General features: G+C 44.7%; 18 protein-coding genes. 4 read left to right on the plus strand and 14 right to left on the minus strand.

The features are described 5' to 3' along the window. Positions 1-103: 103 nt before the first annotated feature. The gene (locus C400_RS0118320; RefSeq protein ID WP_017427851.1) at positions 104-997 is read right to left on the minus strand and encodes an AraC family transcriptional regulator; all 894 of its coding nucleotides are present in this window, start codon (positions 995-997) and stop codon (positions 104-106) included. 130 nt (positions 998-1127) lie between these two features. On the opposite strand from C400_RS0118320, the gene C400_RS0118325 reads away from it, so the two are divergent. Beyond that, a complete protein-coding gene (locus tag C400_RS0118325) occupies positions 1128-3386 on the plus strand; it encodes a glycoside hydrolase family 127 protein (protein ID WP_017427852.1) in 2259 nt (752 codons plus the stop codon). A gap of 219 nt (positions 3387-3605) precedes the next feature. Here C400_RS0118325 and C400_RS0118330 read toward each other — a convergent pair whose 3' ends face one another. Then, complete coding sequence (locus C400_RS0118330) at positions 3606-4754, minus strand: RDD family protein (RefSeq protein ID WP_026065471.1); 1149 nt, start codon at positions 4752-4754, stop codon at positions 3606-3608. Further along, positions 4738-5604, minus strand: coding sequence for a LysR family transcriptional regulator (locus C400_RS0118335; protein ID WP_017427854.1), 867 nt, complete (start codon positions 5602-5604; stop codon positions 4738-4740). Before C400_RS0118335 ends, C400_RS0118330 begins: the two co-directional genes overlap by 17 nt. A 134-nt stretch (positions 5605-5738) precedes the next feature. Here C400_RS0118335 and C400_RS0118340 point away from each other — a divergent pair, with 134 nt between their 5' ends. Next, entirely contained in the window at positions 5739-6728 is a 990-nt protein-coding gene (locus tag C400_RS0118340; protein ID WP_017427855.1) for a zinc-binding dehydrogenase, read from the plus strand. A gap of 86 nt (positions 6729-6814) precedes the next feature. Here C400_RS0118340 and C400_RS0118345 read toward each other — a convergent pair whose 3' ends face one another. The 3 genes from C400_RS0118345 to C400_RS0118355 all read right to left on the minus strand — a co-directional run bounded on the left by C400_RS0118345 (position 6815) and on the right by C400_RS0118355 (position 11825). Further along, complete coding sequence (locus tag C400_RS0118345) at positions 6815-8206, minus strand: MATE family efflux transporter (RefSeq protein ID WP_017427856.1); 1392 nt, start codon at positions 8204-8206, stop codon at positions 6815-6817. Between the two features lie 277 nt (positions 8207-8483). Beyond that, positions 8484-9854 (minus strand): MFS transporter, encoded by a 1371-nt coding sequence (locus C400_RS0118350; RefSeq protein ID WP_017427857.1) that lies wholly within the window; start codon positions 9852-9854, stop codon positions 8484-8486. A 27-nt stretch (positions 9855-9881) separates the two neighbouring features. Further along, entirely contained in the window at positions 9882-11825 is a 1944-nt protein-coding gene (locus C400_RS0118355; RefSeq protein WP_017427858.1) for a glycoside hydrolase family 127 protein, read from the minus strand. Positions 11826-12018: 193 nt separating this feature from the next. Here C400_RS0118355 and C400_RS0118360 point away from each other — a divergent pair, with 193 nt between their 5' ends. Continuing rightward, on the plus strand, positions 12019-12897 hold the full coding sequence (locus C400_RS0118360; RefSeq protein ID WP_016820150.1) for a helix-turn-helix transcriptional regulator: 879 nt from the start codon (positions 12019-12021) through the stop codon (positions 12895-12897). A gap of 110 nt (positions 12898-13007) precedes the next feature. Continuing rightward, entirely contained in the window at positions 13008-14405 is a 1398-nt protein-coding gene (locus C400_RS0118365; protein ID WP_017427859.1) for a phytase, read from the plus strand. A 151-nt stretch (positions 14406-14556) separates the two neighbouring features. On the opposite strand, the gene C400_RS0118370 is transcribed toward C400_RS0118365, so the two are convergent. The 8 genes from C400_RS0118370 to C400_RS0118405 all read right to left on the minus strand — a co-directional run bounded on the left by C400_RS0118370 (position 14557) and on the right by C400_RS0118405 (position 26727). Continuing rightward, a complete protein-coding gene (locus C400_RS0118370) occupies positions 14557-18297 on the minus strand; it encodes an alpha-L-arabinofuranosidase C-terminal domain-containing protein (RefSeq protein WP_017427860.1) in 3741 nt (1246 codons plus the stop codon). A gap of 207 nt (positions 18298-18504) precedes the next feature. Next, positions 18505-19497, minus strand: a complete 993-nt coding sequence (locus tag C400_RS0118375) for an SPFH domain-containing protein (RefSeq protein ID WP_016820147.1) — start codon at positions 19495-19497, stop codon at positions 18505-18507. 21 nt (positions 19498-19518) lie between these two features. Beyond that, positions 19519-20313 carry a TPM domain-containing protein gene (locus C400_RS0118380; RefSeq protein WP_016820146.1) on the minus strand — a complete coding sequence of 265 codons (795 nt, stop codon included), beginning with the start codon at positions 20311-20313 and terminating at the stop codon, positions 19519-19521. Then, the gene (locus C400_RS0118385) at positions 20310-21344 is read right to left on the minus strand and encodes a TFIIB-type zinc ribbon-containing protein (RefSeq protein WP_017427861.1); all 1035 of its coding nucleotides are present in this window, start codon (positions 21342-21344) and stop codon (positions 20310-20312) included. Before C400_RS0118385 ends, C400_RS0118380 begins: the two co-directional genes overlap by 4 nt. Positions 21345-21370: 26 nt before the next feature. Then, a complete protein-coding gene (locus C400_RS0118390) occupies positions 21371-22030 on the minus strand; it encodes a PspA/IM30 family protein (RefSeq protein WP_017427862.1) in 660 nt (219 codons plus the stop codon). A gap of 176 nt (positions 22031-22206) precedes the next feature. Beyond that, positions 22207-23049, minus strand: coding sequence for an aldo/keto reductase (locus C400_RS0118395; RefSeq protein WP_017427863.1), 843 nt, complete (start codon positions 23047-23049; stop codon positions 22207-22209). 278 nt (positions 23050-23327) lie between these two features. After that, entirely contained in the window at positions 23328-25712 is a 2385-nt protein-coding gene (locus tag C400_RS0118400; RefSeq protein ID WP_017427864.1) for a phosphoketolase family protein, read from the minus strand. Positions 25713-26004: 292 nt separating this feature from the next. Beyond that, positions 26005-26727, minus strand: coding sequence for a GntR family transcriptional regulator (locus C400_RS0118405; RefSeq protein WP_016820141.1), 723 nt, complete (start codon positions 26725-26727; stop codon positions 26005-26007). Positions 26728-26748 lie beyond the last annotated feature (21 nt).

Raw genomic sequence — 26748 nt, forward strand, 5'->3', positions numbered from 1 at the left:
TTTGACAATGTATTATGTATTGATTGCTCTCATTAAATCTCTCTTAAATCAGATTATCAAATTATAGTCTGATAAGCCATGCCTGCTGTAAAGCAGAAATGGACTAGACATTGTTCATAAATGTTTTGTGATAGGCATTCCGGTATTGTGAGGGAGTCATATGGACTCGCTTTTTGAACAATCGCATAAAATACTTCTCATCCGTGTATCCCGCTTCTTCCGCAACCTGCTTAATGCTCATATCTGTACGGGAAATCAATTCCTTCGCTTTGTTGATTCGAATACTGTGAATGAACTCCAAGGGGCGCATGCCCGTATTTTGCTTGAATAAACGAGATATATAATCCTTGTTGTAATTGAACTTCCGAGCCAGATCGGTCACGGTCAGCGGTTCCTCAGCATGAATTCGAGTCCACTCGATAATTTTGTTCATGCTCACATTCCCCTGTGAATGGACAGGATTGGAGATCAAGCGGCTGAGGGCCAGTTCAGATATCTCGATCAGCAGTGAGGTGAACAAATAGTTAGCACTGTGATATGTAAGATAATGTGAGTTGGCGACATGCAAAATTTGATTGACAATAATATGAATCCGATCTCCATTATCTGCCTGTACGCTTTGCGGTAAATAGATATCGCGCATTACGCCATGACGCTGCAAAAACCCGTCCATAGCACTTGTTTCCTGCTTCATTTCCTCACTAGATAATACATTCGGGGTCGCAGGCATATCGAAATGAAACCAATAAAATTTAACCCCCGGCAATGATTCCCGGTATCCTCGGTGCGTACGGCCGGGGTACAGCAATAGAATATCTCCTTCCCCTATTTCAAAATCCTCCTGTTCCTCCCGTATATATACCGTTTCTTGGACACCCAGGATCAACTCAAAGTTCTCAATGGAACGGCTCATATGTTTCCATGGCACCTCGGAAACAAACTCGCCTGCCGAGATTAGTTGGATCGGAGTATCTACATTCACTTTCAGATAGGTCATGTTATCGCCTCTTTAGATTCATGTTCGGATTTGTCCACCCATTGTATGGTTAAGCTACTGACATACCGCGGTTGCAATGCTAATGTAGTGGAGAAATATACACTTTCATCTTAGCTAAGGAGCGATGATTTTGAAAGCACAAGCTTTTGACTTGCATAAAGTAAGTATTGATTCCGGCCCACTTTACCACGCTATGGAACTGAATACGACCTATCTGCTGGGTTTGGAACCTGACCGTTTATTGTCGCGTTTTCGTGAATATGCGGGCTTGGAACCCAAAGCGGCTCATTATGAAGGCTGGGAAGCACGCGGCATCAGTGGACATACACTTGGGCACTACCTGTCTGGCTGTGCGCTGATGTTTGCCTCAACAGGTGACAAAAGACTGCTGGAGCGAGTAAACTATGTGATCGACGAGTTGGAAATATGCCAAAACAGTCATGGAAACGGATACATTTCCGGTATCCCGCGCGGGAAAGAGATTTTTGAAGAGGTCAAAGCCGGAGATATTCGTTCCCAGGGCTTTGACCTTAACGGAGGCTGGGTACCGCTATATACGATGCACAAGCTCTTTGCAGGCTTGCGTGATGCCCACCTGCTCGCTCATCATCCCAAAGCATTAGCGATGGAAATCAAACTCGGCGACTGGCTGGAGGATGTATTCCAAGGACTGAGCGATGAACAGGTGCAACAGGTGCTCCATTGCGAGTTTGGCGGCATGAACGAGGTGCTGACCGATCTGGCGGAACATTCCGGAGAGACACGCTTTCTGAATCTGGCGGAACGCTTTTATCATGGAGAAGTGCTGAATGATCTGGCAGACAGCCGCGATACGCTGGCAGGACGACATGCTAATACGCAAATTCCTAAGATCATTGGTGCAGCACGGCAGTTCGAAGTGACAGGCAAACCTCTATATGCGGACCTCTCCCGCTTTTTCTGGGATCGGGTGGTTCACAAACATTCCTACGTAATCGGCGGCAATAGCTATAATGAACATTTTGGTGAACCTGGCAAGCTGAATGATCGTTTGGGTGAAGGCACCTGTGAAACCTGCAACACCTACAATATGCTGAAATTAACAAGACATATGTTCGAATGGGACGCATACGCAGCTTATGCCGACTACTATGAACGAGCAATGTTTAATCATATTCTGGCTTCACAGCAGCCTGTAGATGGACGGGTGTGCTATTTTGTATCGCTGGAGATGGGTGGACACAAGTCCTTCAATTCTCAATATGAGGATTTTACATGCTGTGTCGGGTCCGGTATGGAAAGTCACTCTATGTACGGCACCGCGATTTATTTTCACACAGCAAATACAATCTATGTTAACCAATATGTCCCTTCTACTGTGACGTGGGATGAAATGGATGTACAGCTCCAACAAGAAACTCTCTTTCCGCAAAATGGGCGAGGAACGCTGCGTGTCATAAGCAAGGAGCCCAAGTTCTTCACGATCAAACTAAGATGCCCACACTGGGCGGAGCAGGGCATGATGATTAAGATCAACGGGGAAGAGTATGCAGCAGAGGCTTGTCCTACCAGCTATATTGTAATTGAACGGGAATGGAACGATGGGGATACGGTCGAGTACGATATTCCTATGACAGTAAGAGTTGAGGAAATGCCAGATAATCCGCGACGAATTGCCTTCATGTACGGTCCACTTGTGCTGGCTGGAGATCTGGGTCCTGTTGAACAGGAGTCCAACGAGGAACGTCTGCTGGCATCTGTTCTGATCGGATCGGCTGATTCCTTGGCAACCAAGCTGACTGCTGACAGGATCGAGCCGAATACATTCCATCTAAGCGACCTGGGTTATATCGGAGAGTTGCAGCTTCGTCCGTTTTATCAGATATATGATCGTTCTTATACCGTTTATTGGGATCTCTTTTCCAAGGAGGAGTGGACATCAACAGAGGCAGAATACCGTACCGCGTTAGCGTACCAGCTGGAACTGGAACGACGTACAGTGGATGTTGTGCAGCCTGCCGAAATGCAGCCTGAACGGGATCATGCCTTTACTGGCGAACATGTAGGCTTGGGGTCCATCTATAACCGCAAATATCGCGATACATGGCCTGGGGGCTGGTTCTCTTTTGTCATGAAGGTGCTCCCTGATGAGCCTGTCCAATTAGCAGTGACCTATCTGAAGGACTCCGACCGCTCTCATCGTGACTTTGACATCATCGCAGATGGTCAGAATTTGGGAGAAGGCAAGCTGGAATCCGAGGAAATGAATAAATTCGAGACGTTTGCCTATGAGTTGCCTCTGTCTGTGACGAGCCACAAAAATGAAGTGACAATTCAATTCAAAGCCCATCCACAAGGCAAGGTGGGGAAAGTGGCTGGATTACGAGTGATCAGACATTCTATTGTATGACCAAATGATCTATATAAATCTACGATAACGCCACTACGCAGGCGGATAGTGCTTCCCATCGCCACCGCTTTGCTTGTACAGCACTATTCTGCCTGCTCCGTTTTTGATGTTCATCTTTTAAATTCAGCTTAAATACAAAAAAACAGATGCTCCTGTGAGCTATCTGCTTTTTTTGTTTACCCTAATAACTTCGAATATAGTGGCTGCTTCATGTTCACGTTACATCATGTTCATTTCACGGAAACTGTCTCTAATCTTGCGCAGCTCTTGCTGGGCTCGACCGTACCGGGAAGCGTAGGTCCAAGCAAGCACTTGATGATAATGCGAAGGCGTTTCAATCGTGGTCACATTATACATGGCCAGATTCCCGTCTATTTCTCCTTTTAGGGTAAACTCAATGGCAGGATATCCGTTCACCACCATATCTGAAGCGGTCCCCAATTCAGGGTCCGTAATTCCTGACACCAAATGATCCTCAATGATCCCTTTATATTCTTGAAGGGTCATACTGCTGTCAAAGTCGCTTTTCGGTTCAGACAATACAATCAAATATCTATCGGTAAATTCATTTTTAATGGAAATATCCGCTTCCTCATTAATCCTATTATCTCGTGACCAAGTCCACGGAGCCGTAACTGCAAACTGGTTATCCTTACTGATAAATACCTCTGGCTTCACGATTTGAGTAATGAGCGTAGAAATTAAGGATACAGCCAAGACAATCGAAGCGATCGTCATCAGGATGATTGCTCCTGCAATAATTCCGTTTTTCTTTCTGCCTACCTTCCCCAAATCCCGTACCTTAACTACATATGTATTGGCGACCATATCTCCAATTCGTTGTTTCCGAGGTGTCACCAGCACACAGATGCCGGCGGGCAGCCCCCAGAAAAGCAGCGGATTCGTATCCACCAGATATATGAGCGTACGGATCAACGATTTAATCATGCCTGGTGGCCTTCCTTCTCCATTCACAACCTGAATACGAAGTACAAACTTGCCCAGCGTATAGCCTGTAAGTCCTTCCAGTAACAGATAATAGCAGAAAGAGCCAATCAAGAAGAGAATCACTACCATGCCCAGATTTGGAGTTTCCGTTTCAGATAGTTTCTTCGTTGCGAAATAAACCAGCCCTCCATACCCAAAGACGATAAGAATGAAGTCAATCATCCAGGCGGCCCATCTTCTGAAAAAGATAGAGGCTCCGTATGTCTCTGATAATACCGCCATCCTATCTGGTTCTCGTCGTTGATAGCCGCCATTCCTCACAAATTCTCCCGGTGCTACTGTAGATGGATTTTTCGATAAATGATGTTCTTCCAAATGATACACCCCTGATGTCAATTTAATCCTAGTTAAGTATAGCATCCTTTTTCATCCAGTGGAGCAAGCCTGACAGCGCACTGGAGTAAGCCGAATCCCGCCGATGAACAAACCACACCTCTAATTTGCTATATGTTTCGGGTAAACGATGCGAAGCAATCCTTCCCGCCTCCTTCGCCTTTACAATTGACGAGTGTGGAAGCATAGACACCCCCAGGCCAGAGGCTACACCACCTAAAATGACTTCCAATGTCCTAAATTCCATAGTCTGATACGCATCTACACCTGCTTCGCTCAGAAAGCTTTCCGCTCTTGCCCGATGTGTGCAGCCTATATCGAAGAACAGCATAGGCTTGGCGAGCAACTTGCTCATATCCCTTTCTCCTGGTTCCGAAGTAAGCACCAACTCCTCTTCGAAAGCCGCCATATGCTCTATATTGGGATCATCGACAGGGCCATAGACGAATGCCCCATCTAATTCGTAATTCAATACCTTTTGTACAAGAGCATGCGTCCCCCCGGTCATAAGTGACAGATGCACATCAGGGTATTGAGCGTGATATCCCGTCAATAAAGTCGTGAGATGTGTAACCGCCGTCGTCTCAATCGAGCCCAGTCGCAACGGTCCCGCAGGCTGATCCGAATATTGAGTAGACTTCTCTGCCTCGTCGAGCAAGGTCAGTATGGATTCTGCATACTCCAGCAGATTCTCTCCTGCCGATGTTAGCGTCATTCCGCGATTAGATCTACGAAATAGCGGTACGTTCAATTGTGCCTCAAGCTGCTGAATCCGCGAGGTCACATTGGACTGTACATAGTTCAACACTTGTGCAGCCCTTGTGATACTGCCCTCGCGAGCAACCGCCCGAAAAATTTTCAAATCACTGCTTTCCATATATACATCACCTGCTTGGTATGATCATTTATGATACTGACGTTCGATTTTGTTCATTTTACCGGATGCTTGCCGCTCTGTACAATTCAAAGTACATGCAAATGCATCTAAAATCGACTACAGGAGGCTTTAAAATGAAAGCTGTAATACATACCGGCAAAAGCGGCCTTGAGGGCCTGATGTATAAGGACGTTACGGACAGACATCCGGGGCACGGCGAAGTGAAGGTCAGACTCAAAGCCGCGGGCTTGAATCATCGGGATCTGTTCCTCATGGCGGATCGAACCGCCAACGACGCTCCACTCATTCTCGGATCGGATGGAGCAGGCGTGATCGAAGCTATAGGCGCTGGCGTTCCAAACTCGCTGGTTGGCACTGAAGTAATCATCAATCCTTGTATCGGATGGGAAAAGACGCACCTCGTTCCCTTGGTTCCTGCCATTCTGGGCGGTCCTTCGGATGGAACATTGGCCGAATCGGTCATCATTCCCGCTCAAAATGCCGTCAGCAAGCCAGCTTACCTGTCTTGGGAAGAAGCAGGGGTACTGCCTCTGTCTGCCTTGACCGCTTACCGCGCTCTCTTCACTAGAGGCCAATTGCGGCAAGGGGATCATGTCCTCATTCCCGGTATTGGCGGCGGGGTAGCCACGTATGCCATGCTTATGGCCTTAGCGGCGGGCGCACAGGTCAGCGTCACATCACGTAGCGAAGCCAAAAAACAAGCTGCTCTCGCCCATGGCGCTCATCATGCATTCGACAGTGATAGCGATTGGAAAGAAAGTATGAACGGAGACACCGTGGATCTGATCCTTGACAGCATCGGACCCGCTACGTTCGATAAATATCTGGATGTCATCAAACCGGATGGTCGAATCGTTACATTTGGCGCAAGCTCAGGAGATCACATAGAGATTCCACTTCGCTCCATATTTTTCCCACAGATTAGCATCATCGGTACCTCTATGGGGAGCAGCGAGGAATTCGCAGATATGCTCCAATTCATGGAGCGTCATTCCCTTCGTCCCATTATAGACGGCGTCTTCTCTCTACAAGATACGGCGCAAGCCTTTTACCGTATGCAGCAGGGAGCGCAGTTAGGCAATATAGGGATCAGCATGGAGTAATACGCACGTAACCATATGCGTCTAGAAAAAAATCCACTACTATAAAAGGCCTCATCCCGAGGTCAATTTTATAGTAGTGGACCTATTCAGTCGATCAATCGATGCTGAACCCATTTGTTGCCGCGGAAGCGCCAGAGGAAAACGATCCCCCGCACCCCCCATTCAATATCCATGGCCAGCCAAACACCCACAATTCCCCAATTGAACACAATACCCAAAACATATCCGAGCACTACCCGACATAGCCACATGGACAGCATTGAGGTGAGGGACGTAAATTTGGAATCACCTGCCGCCCTAAGCGCAGAGGGTGTGATAAAGGCGATGGACCAGAGCGGAATCTGGGCCAACGTATTAATCAGCATGACCATAAAAATGTCATCTACAATTTCAGCAGGTGGGTGAAACAGCCCTACCATCGGCTTAAACAAAGGCATTAGGATCAGCCCCATTACAATAAACGAAGCGGACGACAGCCAAATAAACGATTTGGTAAACTTGCGGGCATCGTGTACATTTCGCCGCCCCATGCATTGACCGACCACGGTCACAATTGTAAGAGCCAGAGCATTCGCAGGAATTTGGAACACGTTAGCTAGGGATGAGCAAATGGCATTCGTCGCCAATGCATTGGTCCCCAGGTTCACAATGAAAATTTGGGTTAAAATTTTACCCCCATTAAAAAACATCTGTTCCGCTGCAAAAGGAAGGCCAATAAACAGGATCTTTTTAAGCATGGCCAGATTAAAATAAAGCATATCTCTAAGCTGAACACGCAAGTCATCATCTACCCTGACCAAATAGATCAACGCGCAGGCAGCCCCTGCATATCTGGACACATTGACTGCAATCGTCATGCCCAGTACACCCATATCCAACAAATTAATAAATACGACATTCAGCAGCACGTACGAAAGGTTCATGATAAGCGAAAGAGCCAGCGATGCCCTTGTCTTGCCGATTCCTCTCAGCGCTCCACATACCGCTTCAACAATCGCAATCCCTACAAAAGACATACAGCTTCCCAGCAGGTACACCTTGCCGTTAGCCAATACATCAGGCGAGGCGGAGCCAAACAGCACACTTAAAATTGGATTGTACAACACGATCATAAACAGACTGATGCATAAGGCCAGCAAGGAAACGGAGGATATGGTACCGGAGGTTGCTTTAGAGACCATAAGGTCATTACCGCTTCCCTTATACTGCGCCACAACAACCGTCCCCCCGGTAGACACAGCCACAAATACATTAATTAGAAAAATATTTAGTGAATCAATCATATTTACAGCACTGACCGCCGCCATTCCTGACGAGCTAATCATAGCCGTGTTCACCAAATTAAGACCCACAATAAAAGCCTGATCAATCAGAAGCGGGATAAACAGGGCGATAATCTGCCGATAATCAATGGACTCTCCTGAAAAATGTCTATTCAGAAAGCCATGCGTTCTCATCCTTACACTCAGTTGACTCATATTATCACATTCTTTTTTATCAAATTGAAAAAAACCCTTCAGCAGAAGAGTCTTTCATGGCGAAAAAATGTATAAAGTTGCAAGGCTAGATGTCTCTGGCTCTTGATTCTGTACACTTTTCTCTACATAGAAGTATCACTCTAAAAGAAAATCCTGTCAATGGTTTTGCTCACATTTGAATAGAAAAAACCGAAAAAACCTGCTCAGCTTAATGAACAGGTTTTTAAGCAGTATGACCATGTTATGAAACGTTATTAACCTCTTGTTATAAGAATGATTATGATCTTCTCGCAATTAAGTCTTGTTGAATAGAAGCTTCATTCTTTTCGAATTTCTTATAGAAAAACATAGGGATAATTCCGATCAAGAAGACGATAAACGGCAGCCAGATGAAGCTGAACTGAATGCCAGACAAAGCAGTCGGGGTCTGAACCTTTCCAGCAATATAGCCCGTGCTACCCATAACCCATGCTGGCAATAATCCGCCAATTCCGCTACCTGCTTTAATACAGAATGCGCTTCCAATAGAAGTCAGGAATCCACTTGCCCGAATTCCATTTTTCCATTCCCCATAATCAACTGTATCGGACAACATGGCAAATGGCATAGAACACGCAAAGCCTGATCCTAATGCACCAATGATCCAGCCAGCAATAATAAGGGTTAAGTTTGTACTTCCCATTAAAATCACAACTTGACCTAATGCAGCTAATATCAATCCGATAATCATGATCGTATTTTTAGTTAATTTTCTGGCGAAAAACGGAATCAGAACCATAGAGATTAATTGCAAAGAGGTCAGTCCGTTGATTAAAGGCACCAAGTCCTTACTGTCCAGATTGTATTGCAGATAAAAGATAAGCGTGGCAGAACGAATATTCAAACCGATCCAGTAACACAGGTTAGCAGCTACAACGAGCATCCAGGGCCAATTTCGTTTGATGGCTGTAAAGCTTTTAGCAATGGGAACAGATTTCGTTTTCACTGCCGCATTTTCACGCAAATCGGCGAACGCTATGAAAAACATAATAATTGCCATAATTCCAAATAAAACGAGCGTTAGAGAAAATCCTTTTTGGTCATTCCCCTGTCCAAAGAAGGCGACCAGAGGTAAGGTGAACGTGGTGGCGATGAAGAAGCCCACGTTTCCCCCGACCATACGGAAAGAGTTCAAGATCACGCGTTCATTGGAGTTGGTGCTCAGGTTAGGCAGAATAGACGTAATCGGTGTACTGATTCCCGTATACAGAATACCCGCTATGATATAAGTGATGGCCGCATATGCAATTTTCCCCGATTCACTCCAATTGGGCGTCGTAAACGTAAGGACCATGAACACGGCAAACGGAACAGCTAGCCATAGAAAATAAGGTCTGCTCTGACCGTATTTCGATTTGGTCCGGTCAATCAGGATGCCCCAGATCGGGGCATCAATGGCATCGATAAAACGGGTGATAAATAGTAATGTCCCGGCAATCCCGATAGAAAGACCGAATACATCTGTATAAAAATATAATAGATAACTGGAAATGACACAGTATAGTAGATTGCCAGCCGTATCTGTTAACGAATAGCTGATTTTACGATGAAAAGGAACGGTACTGGTTGCTTTTTCAGGTGGTTCCGTACTCACAATTCTCGTACTCATGATCTTTCCTCTCCCCATGCGAATGAATTATGATTCATAAACCCATACACGCATTTCCCCTTTGGCCCGATTACACCAGGCGTAGTAAGGAATAGCGGTAATTTGTTGAGGAACAAGTTCAGGGGGCTCCGAGCTGTATAATGCATTCGAACTTTTTACCCGATGTCCCTCTATGGTCAGCTTTACAATGCCACCTAGCAGATTTTCGCTAAACTCTTCTGTAATAGGACTATCCTTTGGTAATCTTAGCCCTGCCAGGTTCGCCCCATTATCCGCTTCTTCCAGACAGTACACGACTGGGCCGCGTTGGAGAGCAATTTGCTGCTGGTTCATGGAGACAAGCGGGTTGCTCCGAATGCGCTCGACCGGCATAGCCAAATGCAAAGTGACCACATCGCCGTCCTTCCAAGTACGCTGAATCTCGACATAGCCTTTTTCCAGATGGTCTATGGAGATAGCTTCCCCATTTACCTTGACCTCTGCCTGCTTGCACCACCCTGGAATTCGCAGTGCCCACTTAAATGCAGTTGGCTCTGTTACATGGATCGAAAGAGCAAGATCCGCATCCCACGGATAATGATGAGTTTGTATAATTTCAACCTCTTGACCAGATAAAGTCATGTTCACCTTGCTGGCAATATACAGATGCGTATACAATGTGTCCTCGGTCTGGGTGTACATATTGTCCTCCACCGATGCAATCATTCGCGCCAAATTGGGTGGACAGCAGGCGCAGAAGAACCATTTTTGCCGCTCTGTTTTTACATGTTCCTGATCTTTTCTCGATTTTTGAAAAGGATTGACTTCCAGCGGGTTCACGTAGAAAAACCGTTTCCCATCCAGATCCATTCCGCTGATCGTTCCGTTGTATAAGGCGCGCTCCAAAACATCGGCATATTTCCGGTCCGGCGCTAAGCGCAGCATGCGGTTAGCCCAGAAGGCCAGCCCTACAGAGGCGCAAGTTTCGCAGTACATGCTGTCATTGGGAAGATCATGATGGCAAGTGAACGCTTCCGCGTTCACCGTAGACCCGATTCCCGCGGTAATGTACATTTTGTGGTTCGTGACATTATCCCACAGCGTTTCACATGCTTGTAACAGGGAAGCATCTCCTGTTTTGGCAGCCAGGTCTGCCATCGCAATATACAAATACACTGCTCTTACCGCATGGCCGACGGCCTCTTTTTGCTCCCGTACAGGTTGGTGTGCCTGCTGGTACTCAAAGCCTAGGCCGAAATTAATGTTGTTATCATCATTCCAGGTGGGCTCTGTTTGAATATGCTTTCTCTTTTCCTGCTCCTCCACAAAATAAATTGGATGCTGTCCCCGCTGATCGATAAAATATTGCGCTAATTTGAGATATTGATCCTTAGCCGTTACGTCGTATAATTTGATCAAGGCCAGCTCAATTTCTTCATGGCCCGGATAGCCTTTCCGTTTCCCTTCTTCTGTACCAAAAGTCTGCTGAATCAGGTCTACGTATTTCTCCATAATGTGAAGAAATTTCGTCTTACCTGTCGTTTCATAATAAGCAACAGCCGCTTCTATAAAGTGCCCGGCACAATACAGCTCATGATTATCTCTTAGGTTCGTCCAGCGATTATCGGGTTCCTTGAGTAGATAATACGTATTCAGATACCCATCCTCAGCTTGAGCCCTTCCCAACAGTTCAATAACTCCATCGGCCCGCTTTTCAAGCGCAGAATTGGGATGATCCCTTAAGCTAAAAGCGACCGTCTCCAGCCATTTGGCAAGATCACTGTCTTGGAAAACGGTTCCATAATATTCCCCACTGGATTCACCGGCCGCAATTCTAAAGTTCTCAATCGCATGACTGGGTTCTGTATCTGGTAATTCATCATTTAGTGCTTTCCACTGATAAGGAATGACCTCTTCCGCCACAACCTGCTTATACTTTTTCCAAAATGAATCATCGACGATGACATGCTTCACTGGCTTTGCCGTTTTCATTGAATAAACATCCCTTCCTGGAAATAGAACGCTTTCATTTTTGAAAAAATAAGGATAAAGTAATGATAATATCGAACAGGCTAACCTGAGCGCCCCTTGCTACAGTCCTTATTTTATCAACCTGAATTTATAAAAAAAATCGCGATCTTTAACTAAAACTTATACGATTTCACACACAAAGGAGCTGACTTCTATGAGCAAAACAGACTTTCTATCTTTCCTTGTTCCTCCATTGCCCTATTTTATAGAGGGAAATTTTACTACATATCAAAAAGGGGACTGGCATCCGAATCGCTATAACTTGGGTTATTTTGACGTAATTATCATTAAAGAAGGACTACTGCACATCGGTGAGGAAGATGAATCGTGGAAGATAACTGAAAATCATGCTCTCATTCTTGAGCCGGACAAGCACCATTTCCCCATAGAGGCATGTACAGAACAAACCTCCTTTTACTGGTTTCATTTTCAAACCAACAGTATGTGGTGTGCCCAATCCTCGCCGAATTTTATTATCCCTAGCACCCCCATTCCTGAACTGCATTTTCACTCAGAACATACCACCATCCATCTACCCAAATATCAGAAATTAATTAATCCCCATGAGCTGTTCTCCAAATTGGACTATTTACTAGCCTCTACTCTAAAAACCCGAAAGCTGGCTCTATGGGAGACTCAACAAACATTTGTGAATATTTTTCAGAGTTTGGAATATGATGAGAATTATAAAAGCAGTTCCTCCAAGTTAGCTGAACAGATCGAAATTTTCTTAAAACAAAACTACAGAAATGCGATTACTAATAAAGACCTGGAGGCGCATTTTCACGTACATCAAAATTATCTTGCTAGATGCATGAAGGCCACCTTTCAGCGCACACCACTTGAGTATTTAATGGACTACCGTCTGGATCAGGGACGCAGTCTTTTGCTGCAAACCGACTGGTCCATCCAACAAATTACGGAGGAAACAGGATTCTCCCAAGCCAGCTATTTTTCAAAGTGCTTCAAGGAAAGATTCGGAATGTCGCCGAAAAATTACAGACAGCAATACTGGAAACCAGCCACCAATTGAATGTTTACGTCTCTTTTACATTTCTTTTACATTTCGATTGTATTCTTTTGATATTGTCGCTTTATACTGAGTCGGTTATATCATTTTTACATCAGAAAAGGGGCATACATATGAAGTCAACTAAACTAGCATTATTAACCATGTTAACAGGAATTCTGGTATCACCAGACCTGATCCATGCGGCAGACACTCAACCGTCTGGGTATGCACCACTACGAACACAAGCAGATAAATTGGGGGCAACTATTACATGGGATAGTGATGACCATTCAGTGTTGGTCAAGCTGAAAAATGGCATTGTGGGAACTTTTACAGTCGGTGAGAAGCAATATCGTCTAGCCGGCCAAACCGGAAAAGCAGACCGTGAAATTAAAATAATCAATGGAAATGTATATCTTCCTACAAAAGTGATTACTGCGCTTGAAGCAGAAAATAGCAAATATGCAGATCCTAAAGACGCAGTTCCCACCTATAAAGTGACCCCCTCTGTCGAAACAGAAGCCGTGGAAGATGGAGAAGATGCAGCTGATGACCCTGCGATCTGGCTCAATCCGGTTGATCCGGAGAAGAGCAGAATTTTAGCTACCAATAAAGGCGGCGGAATTTTAGTCTATGATCTGGATGGCAAGCAACTGCAGAACATCAAAGTCGGAAAAATGAACAACGTGGATCTTCGTTACGGTTTTACACTGGGCGGTAAAAAGATCGATATTGCAGGCGCAACCAATCGAACCAACAATACGATCGATATCTTTGCCATTGATGGTGAATCAGGAACATTGACCAACGTGGTTGGCAAACCTATTAAAGCAACCATGAAAGAAGTATATGGATTTAGTTTATACCATAGCCTCAAGACAGATAAGTTTTACGCGCTCGTTTTGGGCAAAGAGGGCGAATTCGAGCAATATGAGTTGACTGACAACGGAAACGGCAAAATTGCCGGCAAGCTTGTCCGCCAGTTTAAGCTGGCTACGCAATCCGAGGGCATGGTCGCCGATGATGAATATGGTACGCTGTACATTGCTGAAGAGGATTACGCCATTTGGAAATATAGCGCCGAGCCAGACGGTTCATCCAAGCCGCTGCAACGTGTTGATATTGCAGATGGACGTAGACTTCACGATGACATAGAGGGACTCACATTGTATTATGGCAAGGACGGCAAGGGGTACCTGATGGCCTCCAGTCAAGGCAACAGCAGCTATGCGATCTATGAACGACAAGGCGACAATGCCTATATTAGCAACTTCACGATCGGCGACAGCCCTACCGTAGATGGTACGTCTGTCACAGACGGTATTGATGTTCTTGGCTACGGATTAGGCAAGAATTTCCCTCATGGTATCTTCGTTGCACAAGATGACGAAAATCTCCAAAACGGCAAAAAGCTAAATCAGAACTTTAAAATGGTACCTTGGGAGCGAATTGCTACAGGTGCTCCTACCCCGCTAACGATAGACGATGGCACCAATCCGCGTGAATTGGTAAACAGAAGCACGAAGTAATGCCCGTCAGGGAAATCGAGACGACAACGTTCTGACTTGATCCATAGAAAAAAGGGGTGTCCTAAAAGCCATAAAACGGCTGCTTGGGACACCCCTTTTTGTTTTTAAGCGGGAAAAGGTTCCAACATCCTTACCCTAACTATCTCGTACCCTACGCTTTAAGATCCAGTACCAGTACATTTACCGAATTAGCCGGTAATTGTAAGAGGACAGAATCTGTATGAAGTGTGACCTGATGTTCGGTAGGCACTACCTTTTCATCATTTTTCTTATTCACGTTAGGTACATGAACAAGCGAGGAATCGCCGGTTAGTGTAATCAGCTTGGCGCTGGACTCAACATTCAAATCTTGTAGATTCAGCTGCGTTGCCTTATCTACGTTGTCGGCATTTACAAGCTTCACATATACATGTTCAGCATCTCGGGTCACCGAATGAAACACGTCTCTGTTGTAAGCCTCCAGCTTGTAATCCAGCACTTTGCTGGTTGTCTTGCCGTCCGTGTAGGAGCAAATCAGATTGTTGCCCGTTTCTCCCCCATAGTTCACCGTGATGGTGTAGTCGGTATTATCGGCCAGTTCTTCATAGCTGGCTGCTCTCAAGTTGCCCGCAGCTGTACTGGAAGAGTAGTCACCCATGGTATAGCCTTCTATACCTTGCTTGTAAACCTTCACGCCGGTAGCATTGCCGCCATAGCCAATCGCGTATTCGATGACATTCTTTTTCTCAGTGGTAATATCCGTGAGACCTGCGCCCACATAAAAACCGTCCGTGCCGGAAATGCGGGAAGCAACGACCTCTACCTTGTAGTTGTTCCAGCTTTCGTTCAAGATGTACAGGCCGTTCAGACCGCTATCTTGGGCTTTGAGGACAAGCCCCTTACCTTCCTCCACCGTAGATCCCACGGAGCCAGGAATAACCTTCCAGGCTGAATTCAATGCCTTGGTAAAATCTTGATCCAGCAGCACACTGCCGTCCTTATTCGAAGTAACAGTCACACGCTTAACCACAACCTCGGCGTTACCTGTCGCGATCTCAATTCCACCCTGAGGAATGAGGTCGATTGGCTGGCCGTTTTTGTAAGTAGAGAACGAAGTGGCCAATACTTTATTGCCCAAATATTGGGCATACATTTGCTGCACATAATAGTTTGGTGTAAACCATACAGTTTCGTCATCGAACCAGATACAATCCGGTGTCCATCTGTACGTTCCGTCCGTCAGGACTTTGTTAAACAGCGGCGCATACGCAGCCAACCGGACGACATCAGCATTATTTTCGAAGCCCGTCATCACTGCTGCTTCTGCGACTGCGCCTGCCAATGTATTTTTATCTGTCGAGGCATACTCCCCAACAAACACCTTCGACGTTTCTTTCCAGTTGACACTGCCATCAGCGTTATAAGCTCTATAGTAATAATTATAGCGGTCCACATTATTCAACAGATACTCATTAGAACGGTAATAGTGCTCATCGGCAATGGTGTCCATATAGTCTTTTTGCTTCTCATACCAGGTTACAGTTTCTTCCGTCACCTGGTTACCGTCCGCAAAAGCAACCTTGGCAGAGCCCTCCATATTACCGCTCAGGAACTTCCAGCCCTGTTGATAGGCATCGTCGTCTGCTTGAGCGCCAACCGTGGAGATAATGTGCAGCTCATATCCTGGGTAGTTTTTCTCCATGTACTCATCAATCGATGTCTTGAACACTTCAAAGTTGGCGAAGAACTCTGTGCCCCAGTTTTCGTTCCCCACGCCCAGATAACGCAGATCGAACGGTGCTTCATGGCCCATTTTTTTACGCATGGCGGCCCATTCATTGTGTTCAAAATCAACGCTGATCGCAAAGTCGATCAGATCCGTAAAATTCTTGATATAGTATTCTCTTAATGCGCCGCCAGCCGGATGAGCATAATCTGAACGGGCTTGGCAGAGCACACCGCAGGCCATAACTGGAAGCGGAGCTGCATTGAGGTCTTCTGCCAACTGGAAGTATTCCATATAACCAAGACCCATGGTCATCATATAGCCCCATACATTAAAGTTTTCCTTGCGCAGCTCGATATCCCCAATGGATTCCTTCCAGTCATATACGTTTTCCCATATAAATGATCCTTCGGAAATACATCCCCCTGGAAAACGCAAAAACTTCGGATGCATGCCGACCAGTGCGTTCACCAGATCTTTTCTCAATCGGTAGTTCGGATTACCCTGATAGTTGGCGTGTGCCGATGGGGAGTGCTCTTCCTCTCCCGCCCCCCATACATCTTGTGGGAATAAGGAAACCATATCAATGGAAATGTCGCCTTCAAATGTAAGCGCCAGTTGTCCCAGAACCGTAGCTGTACCTGTCAGCACCAGCTTGGAATCGACGCCGTACTTTTTCCACGTGTTGCCACCTTCCACCTGTACGGTTACCGAATCACTGATGGCCTTTTCCTTCGAGTCTTGCAGTTGCAGTGTGATTGTACCCGCAGAATCGGCCTTCGCCAAGATGGTGAACTCATACTTGGCACACTCCTGGATGGACATGGCACAATTCTGGTTAGAATCGGAAAAGCCTTTGTTTCGAATCGTTGCCCCATCCGCTACTGTTACGTAATAAGAGTTCACATCCTTGTCTTTTGCGCCCAAAAACTCATTTAATCCACCGCTATGTTGTGGAGCCATCTTGTCCGTATCACCAGACCAGGCGAACAATGGATTGCGGTTCCGTCCTGTAGAGCAGCCGCATTCACCAGAAGCATGGGAATACGTATCAAACTCAAAGGATTCGAAGGAGCGATTTTGTACAAGTTCTGCATATATCCCGCCATCTGCCGCGTTATTGATATCTTCGTAGAACAAGCCGTACATCACTTCGCTGACATCCACAACTTCTTTATTCCCATGAATGGTCAGCGTGTATGGAGGCAACTGTTCTGGAAGAACGGATACTTCAAAGCTTTCTTCTATCCTGCTTGAACCTCTGGTCAAGAGAGCCGTAACGGTGACTCCCTGTGCGGAAGTAATCGCCTGAACCTGACCATGGTCAGAGAGTATGCTAGGCTGGCTGGATTTCCAGGTCACTTCTACTCTTCCACCCATCAGAACCGTTGGCAGAGCTATGTCTTTGGTTATAATTGTCGTCGGAAATGACAAATACTTATCGCGGGCAAGCTTCACGATCTCTTCATCTGTCAATGAATCGCACATGACCTCAATAATTTCATCCGCCGTCAAACCTGCTTTATAAATTCGGAAGTCCGAAACCGAGCCAGCAAAGTCTACATCGGCTGCATGTTGGGAACGACCGATAAAATTGTTACTATAGTTGGTCGTATCTGCAAATGTTTCGAACCATTTGCGCAGCTTGGCATAGTTACCACTGGAGGTTTGGCTAATGGAACCGTCTGCTGCCACTTCACCATTAACATATACCACCGGTCCCGCACTGCTTAATGTACCGCCTTTTGTGCCGATGACAGACAGGGCTATGTGCATCCACTCATCCCTGACAAAGCCTCTTCCTGGGTCTACGGACAAATCCACCTCAGTGAAAAGAGTTCCGCGCAGATTCCGTGTCATAAACATATAAGGCCCAGTATGCGCTTTACCAAAGTCAAAAACACGTTCCCACATATCCGTGAATCTGCCGAAGTTTACCCAAGCCGTCACTGTAACACCGGTGTTATCGCTTACATCTTTAAACAGATCAGAAGGGAGCTGAATATAAGATGTTCCGTTGGGTCCTCCCTCAAGTGCCAAAGCCGCTCTTCCTGTAGCATGGGAGATCGTAGGTGCTGCTGTGCCTGAAGCAATTCCGTCATTACCTTGTCCGGAGCTATCCTTGCCGACGTTCTCTGCATCATCAAACTTGTACCGCGCAATGATTTGATCTTGGAATTTGGTCATCTTTGTGGCTCCTATACCTATAGTTTATTAATGTAATACCTAATTAGTTAATATAAATACATACTATATAGCTATAGTACCTTATCCTGTGTACTTTTTTCAATCCAATAAATCAGATTTATAAAGAAAATGCTTGAACAAACTACAATAAAAAAAAGCAGTTATCACAGAGAATACTCTGCAACAACTGCTGTTTGGTTTACAAAGCTACCCGTTCAATTTATGTCCACAATTCGGACAAAAGTTAGCTCCCTCGTTTTTTGTACCACAATTCGGACAAAAATTTGGCCTTTTACCGTCGCCAGAAGGAGTGGGGGCATCGGGTGCAGGCTGAGTCTCAGCCTGAGGCTGTTGACTTGGGTTCAAATTTTTCATCATTTCATTGGCTATATTCATGCCCATCATCATACTCGCCATATCCGACGCAGCACCGCCGCCTTTTACATTCCCCGATGCCATACCGTCAGTCATCGTCACTTGTTGGTACTTTTGCAGATTACCGATCATTTCATGAGAAGCCGTCTTCGTAATCATATCCTGAATTTCTTGAGGATAATTGAAGCTCATCACATGAAAGCCTGTAATCGTCATACCGTTGTCCATCACTTGCATATCCAGGTCTTCTTGAATGCCCTTCGAAATATCAGAAGCATTTGCCTGTAGATTAAACATGTCCTTGCCTTCTCTGCTGATCCACTTCATCAATAACTGATCCAACACCGAAGTAATGCGTATTTTAACGTCCTCTACAAGATAACTGTCCTTTACCCCGGCAATCTTATCAATAAGCGTAACATAATCGTTTACTTTAAAATTAAACGTACCGTTGGCCCGAATCGGCATCCCGCCTGGCAATTGGGGGGTCGGAATCAAAACCGGATTTTGTGTTCCCCATTTGACCGTAAACTCCTTCGTATTAACGAACAAGACCTCCACCCGCATGCCGCTGTTAAAACCGAACTTGAACCCTTTTAATGTCGATAGAAATGGAATAATATCCGAGTCCATGTTATATGACCCTTCATTCTCAAAGATACCCTCGATCTTGCCGTTATTAACAAAAATCGCGTCCTGACCGGAGCGGATGATTAATTTACTGCCTTTTTTAATTTCACGATTGCTCCATTTCCAAAAAATCATATCATCCCTAAATTCTTCCCATTCTACTACATTTGCAAATTGATTTCTGAAGAATCCCATGTGCTGTATCCATCCCTTCCGTTAAAATGATCCTCTGCTGCCGCTATGCGAGTGACCGCCGCTGGTGGTTCCACCCCCTCCGCCTGATGAGCTGCTGCTACTGCTCTTTTCAATCTTCCGCTTCGTTGTCGTGGTGTGAGTGTACAGATCTTGATGTGCAAGAACCCCTGACGTGCTTGCATCCTCGTAGGTCTGCCGATTTACCGTAACCCGACCGCCGGAACTCGAAACCATCTTACCTACAATAATAGACGCCAATCCCAGCGCAATCGCCAAGTGAAGCCAGCCTTTGAAAAATATACTGTCCGGATTCACCCCTGGGCGGATAGCCAAATATTTGTGCGCGCCGAGAATATACTTTTGAAAGGCAAGTCCATAGTTGCCATTCGTCAGATCCGGGGTAATTTCATGGCGGATTTTAGTAAGCCTGTCGTCATCCAGATACCGTTCTGCCTTATAAAATCCGGCCAAGTACACCTCTCTATTCCTCATATCCATCGTTAAAATGACTGCATTTCCATGAGCCCTGTCATAACCCGGACCATGATCATCATAAAAATCCTGTGTCATTTTCATAACATCCATATTGTCGGGATTGTTGGTCGTATAAATAATAATGTCTGTCTCTCTTTCAGCTCCGTATTGATTAGCCATAGAGTTCAACACATCATACTCTTCCTGATTAAGTAGACCTGCCTCGTCAAAAATCAATGGCTTCATCTCTGTCGTTGCTGCTTCGCCCTTCATTTCCATAGGAACCGCTAGAAAAACAGCAAAGAACAACAACACAGCCACAATCGCTCTATATTTTTTCAATAGAATTCTCCCCCCATTATTAGCCAAGTTATGAACCTTAATGAAAAGAGAGTTATGCCGAAAATGCCTGCAAACCAAGCTGTCACTTTGAACTTGCTAATCGGAGGCTTACCAACTACTTTGCCCGTCTGACCGTTCATCGCAAACGTATGCTCCAATTGATTGTAGTCATAGTGGATGACCCATACTGGGAGCAGGACATAATCCGCTTGTTTTAATGTAGTATCAATTTGCTTTTCCGTGTAACTCACAGACGTATACTCTGACACCGTGGACTGAATATAAGCATCAATATATTCCTTCACTTTGTCTTTCACGCGCGGGAAAAGCTCCTCTTCGTTATAACTATACTTTTCCGCAATATATCCTGCTAGATATGGCGTTTTAAAAGGTTTGAGCTGATCATAAGGAAAAGGCTCCAATTTATCCATCAGCTCGTCATTCATTTTCTCCGCAGCATCAATCGGAACCTTCACGTAATTCAAACGGATTTTCCGATATACATCAAAATGCTTCGTTTCTGTATATTCGTAATCTCCGCTCGTATAGGTTCTCACTTGGTTACCTTCACCTTGAACCTCAATTTGATTATGTAATTCATATAACCAGAAGGGGACATACATACCGGTTATTCCCTTGATTCGGTCGGCTATCATAAATCGGTTCGGTGTCAGACGGCCATTCTTGCACCATTTTTTGAACGCAGCTATGGCTTCTTCCTTGCTGATCGAAAAGGGAATAACCTGCGCCGGAGCCAGCTTCCCGGTCAGTCGATCACCCAGTACCACGGCAGAATCACAAAAGCTGCACACCGTTGCACTCGTCTCCACTTCGGTCATAATTACTGCTCCACAGTTATTACAATGATACTCATGGGCCTCATCTTCTGAAAAAACACGATTGGTCAGAGGATCAGGAATCGTATCGATGTTGTCCTCTCTTCCGCAGCTATGGCAAGATAACATTCCTGTCTCACTGTCAAAGACCATACCGCTGCCGCAGTTGGGGCATTTGTATTCGATAACCGGCATCTGCTCACCTCTTCATGTAGAAACTATTATGATTCTTTGGAATTGATTTTCTGCTTGATTGCAGCCAGCTCATCTTCTGCATTGGTACTCTTCTCATATTGCGTGAATAACGCATCCAGGTCGTCCTTCGTCTCTCCCCGGAGCTCAGCTATCGCCATCGCTTCATCATATGCCTTGTTTGCCTTCTCTTCCAAGGCTTCGAATACAGAATCATGGTCGCCCATAGAATTCAAGGCTTGCTGTGCTTTGGCGATCGCCAGCTTCCCTTTAAGTTCGGCACGCCGCACTTCCAGACGCCCTATATCGGACACCAATTTCTCCTGCATTTGTTTCATATGTACGGCGTTTGCCGAAGCTAAGTCATAAGAGGTCTGTAACGATTCCAGTTTCTCTGCCTGCAAGATTTTACGTTCCAGAAACTTTCGAGCCTCATCTTCATTGCCAGCTTCCACAGACTTACTTGCATAATGCTGGAGCTTTTTGATCTCAGCTCTACATTCATCCAGTGCTCTTTTCGCTCTTTTCTCATCAGCTAGTACCGAGGCTGTTTCCGCTTTCACCTTGCCCAGATCACTGTTCAAGTTCCGCATATAATCATCAATGGTCTTCTCCGGATCGCTCGCCTTATCCAATAAGGCGCTGATATTCACCTTCATAATATCCTTAAACCTTGACAAAATACCCATAATGCCCTCCTTCAAAAAGACTACATTCCCCATATCATACATCATATCCGGTTAAAAATGTTCATCATTCATCATAGCTATATCCAGACTTATCGCATCCTTTCCACTATTACTAAAAGCAAAGAGTTCAAAAACCCTCTACAGATTTTTGAACCCTTCAAATTCATTGTTGTAGATTACAGTTCTTCATAGGAATTGGGGTCCTGATCCCATAGCCGTCCATCTTCCCTGCTAAGCGCTGAAATCACGTTCATTTCCTCTGGTGACAACTCAAAATCAAAAATGTCCAGATTTTCCGTCTGATGTTTTACAGAAGAAGCCTTAGGAATTGGGATCGCTCCCAGTTGAATGTGCCAACGTAAAATCGCTTGGGTCGCGGTTTTGCCATGAGCAGCGGCAATTTTCCCAATCTCCTCGTTCTCCATCATGCTGTGACCGCGCCCCAAGGGGCTCCATGATTCCGTCACAATGCCCTGTTCAGCATCTTTGGTACGCTGATGCTCCTGATTAAATAATGGATGCAGTTCAACCTGATTGATGCTCGGCGCGATACCTGTTTCCCGAATCAATCGTTCATTATGCTCAGGCAGGAAATTACAGACTCCGATCGAACGAATATAGCCCCGCTTCTTCGCCTCAATCAATGCCTGCCAAGCTTCAACATAACGATCGATTTTGGGATTTGGCCAATGGATCAAATACAGATCATAATAGTCCAAACCGCCTCTATATAGTGACTCTTCGATCGTGACAATGGCTTCCTGATATGCATGTCGACGACCTGGAAGTTTGGAGCAAATCAACAATTCTTCTCTCGGTACTGAACTCTGCTGGACAGCTTTCCCGACAGCGCCCTCATTTTCATAGTTAAAAGCTGTGTCAATCAGACGGTAACCCGCATCAATCGCGCTGGTTATCACTTTTACTCCATCTGCACCCTTCAACCCAGCAGTTCCAAATCCAATGGCAGGCACCTTAGTGCCATCATTCAATACCTTCTCTGGAATTTGATGGTTCATATTAACAGCCTCCTCTCCTATTCTCTTATACCATAACACCTCTTCAATATTCAGACAAAATACAGTGAACCATTCGGTTCCCATATACTTATTACCCACTTGCTCGTGACTTCCCTATTAAATCCTCAGTGTGCTACATCAAAAAGTGCCTGATCCCCGTTGAAATCATACTTGAATTCAAGGGGTCAGGCACATCTATACTACTACCAAATCATATATTCCAGCTCATACTTGACTGCTTGGTTGTCCAACACAAAGCTGAAATGTACTATACTTTTTTATTTCAGGCCTTCCCATACCCAGTTCTCTACCTCTGGCAAGTCAATACCTTCTTCACGAATGAACTGATGATGTTTCTTAACTATTGCATCCATTTCATCCGCAATATTTGCGTACTTTCCAGCGTTAGGTAAGCTTAGAACAGCTTCCTTCACCAAGTCAAAACGGTCCATTTGATTCAATACACGCATATCAAATGGTGTCGTAATATCGCCATTTTCACGGTAACCATGTACATGCAGATTATGGTTATGACGGTCAAAGAACAGATCTTTGATCAGACCTTCGTAACCATGGAAAGCGAATACGACTGGCTTGTCCTTTGTGAAAAATTGATCAAACTCAGCGTCAGATAATCCACGAGGATCTAACTTTTGGCTTCTCAGCTTCAGTAAGTCTACTACGTTGATGTAGCGAATCTTCAAGTCAGGCAGTTTTTTATGCAAGATCGAGATCGCAGCTAAGCTTTCAATCGTTGGCTCTGTACCAGCAGAAGCGATGACAATATCAGGCTCTCCGCCTTGATCTGTACTTGCCCAGTCAATAATCTTTAACCCTTTGTCTACCAATTCTTTTGCTTCATCAGCAGAGAACCATTGTGGACGTGGGTGTTTGGACGAAACAACCAAATTGATCTTTTGACGGTCATTTAAAATAGTGTCAAAAACAGCTAAAAGAGAGTTGGCGTCAGCTGGCAAATACTCACGAATAAATTCTGGTTTCTTATCAGCCAAATGACCTAACAAACCTGGATCTTGGTGTGTATACCCGTTATGATCCTGTTGGAAGACCGTTGAAGTTGCTACAACATTCAATGATGGGATATCTGCACGCCATCCTTGATCCGTTGCTTTACGCAGCCATTTGAAGTGTTGAGTGATCATCGAGTCAACCACACGCAGGAAGGCTTCGTAACTTGCAAAGAAACCATGACGACCTGTTAACACGTAACCTTCCAGCAATCCTTCAGCTTGGTGTTCAGATAATTGGGAATCAATGACACGACCATACGATGACAAGAATTCATCATTAGGCTCAATAATTTGATCCATCCATTGGCGTTTGGTTACTTCAAAAACAGGTGCCAAGCGATTAGACATCGTTTCATCAGGCCCGAAGATTCTGAAATTACGATTCTCTTCATTTAAAACAACCACATCTTTAACGTATTTACCTAACACAGACATATCTTGCGCAATCACTTTACCAGGCGTGGAGTTATCCAACGCATAGTTACGGAAATCAGGCAATTTCAAGTCTTTAATAAGTTTACCTGCATTCGCAACAGGGTTCATTCCCATTCGTTTATCGCCAGTAGGCAAAATTTTAGCAATCTCTGCTTTTAACCGACCGTTTTCGTCAAACAATTCCTCCGGTCTATAGCTATTCAGCCATTCTAATAAAGCAGGTGCGTGCTGCATATTTTTTTGATCGACCGGAATTGGAACCTGATGGGCACGGAACGAATTTGTATTCGGCACGCCATCCCATTCCTTTGGACCTGTCCAGCCTTTAGGTGAACGGAAGATAAGCACTGGCCACGCCGGACGAGTAAGGTCATTATTTTCACGCGCATTCTTTTGAATAGCTTCAATCTTTTCGATGGCAGTATCCAATACTTTCGCCATTTCTGGGTGCATGTGATCAGGATCTTCACCTTCAACAAAGAATGGTTCCCAACCCAAACCTTTAAAGAACGAGGTTAACTCTTCTTTTGATTGGCGAGACATAATCGTTGGGTTACTAATTTTGAAGCCATTTAAATGTAAGATCGGCAGCACTGCGCCATCCGTGATTGGATTGATAAATCGGTTAGAGAACCACGAAGCGGCCAATGGACCCGTTTCAGCTTCACCATCCCCAATAACAACAGCCGAGATCAGATTCGGATTATCTAGAATAGCACCTACACCATGAGAAAGGGAATAGCCCAGCTCCCCACCTTCATGGATAGATCCAGGGGTTTCAGGCGCAGCGTGTGAAGCAATACCGCCAGGGAATGAAAATTGTTTGAACAGTTTCTTCATACCTGGGATATCCTGCGTGATTTGCGGATAAATTTCGGTGTAGCTTCCATCAAGATATGAATTTGAAACCATCACTTGGCCGCCGTGACCAGGGCCTTCAATGTAAAGCATGTTCAAATCATATTTATTAATAACACGATTAAGATGAGCATAAATAAAGTTTTGGCCTGGAATCGTGCCCCAGTGTCCAATAGGCTTAACCTTTACATCCGAATCTTTCAAAGGTTCTCTCAACAAAGGATTGTCTTTTAAATAAAGCTGACCTACTGAAATGTAGTTCGTTGCACGCCAGTATGCATCAAGTTTTTCCAAATATGTTTTAGACGAGTAATCTACTAACACGGGTGATAAAGCCATGGTGTCCACTCCCTAGTAATTTTGTTTGTAATTTATTTCCGGAAATTTCATCTACATGTACATCATAACGCTACGCTGAATTAATTCAACCTTTTTCACAAGTGATACGGTCCAATTTTGTGAAATTTTGAACATACTATGAAATATAAATTAAAAAGACAGTAAAAAAGCTCTTACATTAAAATATATAGCAGGATAAACCAATAAAATTTGTGATAAATGAAGAGTTTGCAGACTCTAATCCTTTTTCAAAACTATAAAAAAAAGACCGGAGAATTATCCAGTCTTTTCATTAGTGTACCGATACAAAGGTATTAAATTTCAAATATTTGTAGTGAAATCGCATATGCGAAAATTCAAATGGGGTACCGTTATCCAAAAAGAAAACACCCTCCATAATGCCTACGGGTTCATTTTCTTTCAATTGCAGCAGCTTTTGATCATTCTCTTCAGACGGTTCTGCAAAAATAGATAAAAAGGATTTGGTGACGGCCAGGTTCCGCGAGTCCTCCAAATAATTAAAAATGGAACCCTCAATAATGGTCTGATTTAAATCCTGGACAATTTTAATGGGGATATAGCCCGTTTCGATCATAAATGGATCATCATCAAACAGACGCAAGCGAACGATTTTATAAACAAAATCATGAGTGTCCAAGAACAAATCGCGCTGTAGTTCTTCTGTCGGTGGAATGACCTCAAAACTCAATACTTTGATTTTTGGCTTTTTGCCATGCATTTGGAAATTATCAGTAACTCCTAGATTAGAGCCCTCGTAGTTAAAGATAGATTCATTTCTTATGTATAAGGGATTAATAAATGTCCCGGAACCTTGTTTTTTGAAAATAATTCCGACACTCTCCATTTTAGTCAGAGCACGTTTAATGGAACTACGACTAACCTGGTAAGTCTCACTAAGACTACGTTCATCTGGCAATCTCATATCTGCAAACTTTCCAGCGAAAATTTTCATTTTAAGATCGTCAATAATTTGCTTATAGACAAATTGTGTCATATAGTACTCCTCTTTCAGGTC

Origin of the sequence: Paenibacillus sp. ICGEB2008 (assembly GCF_000307675.1) — a bacterium.
Classification (GTDB): domain Bacteria; phylum Bacillota; class Bacilli; order Paenibacillales; family Paenibacillaceae; genus Paenibacillus; species Paenibacillus polymyxa.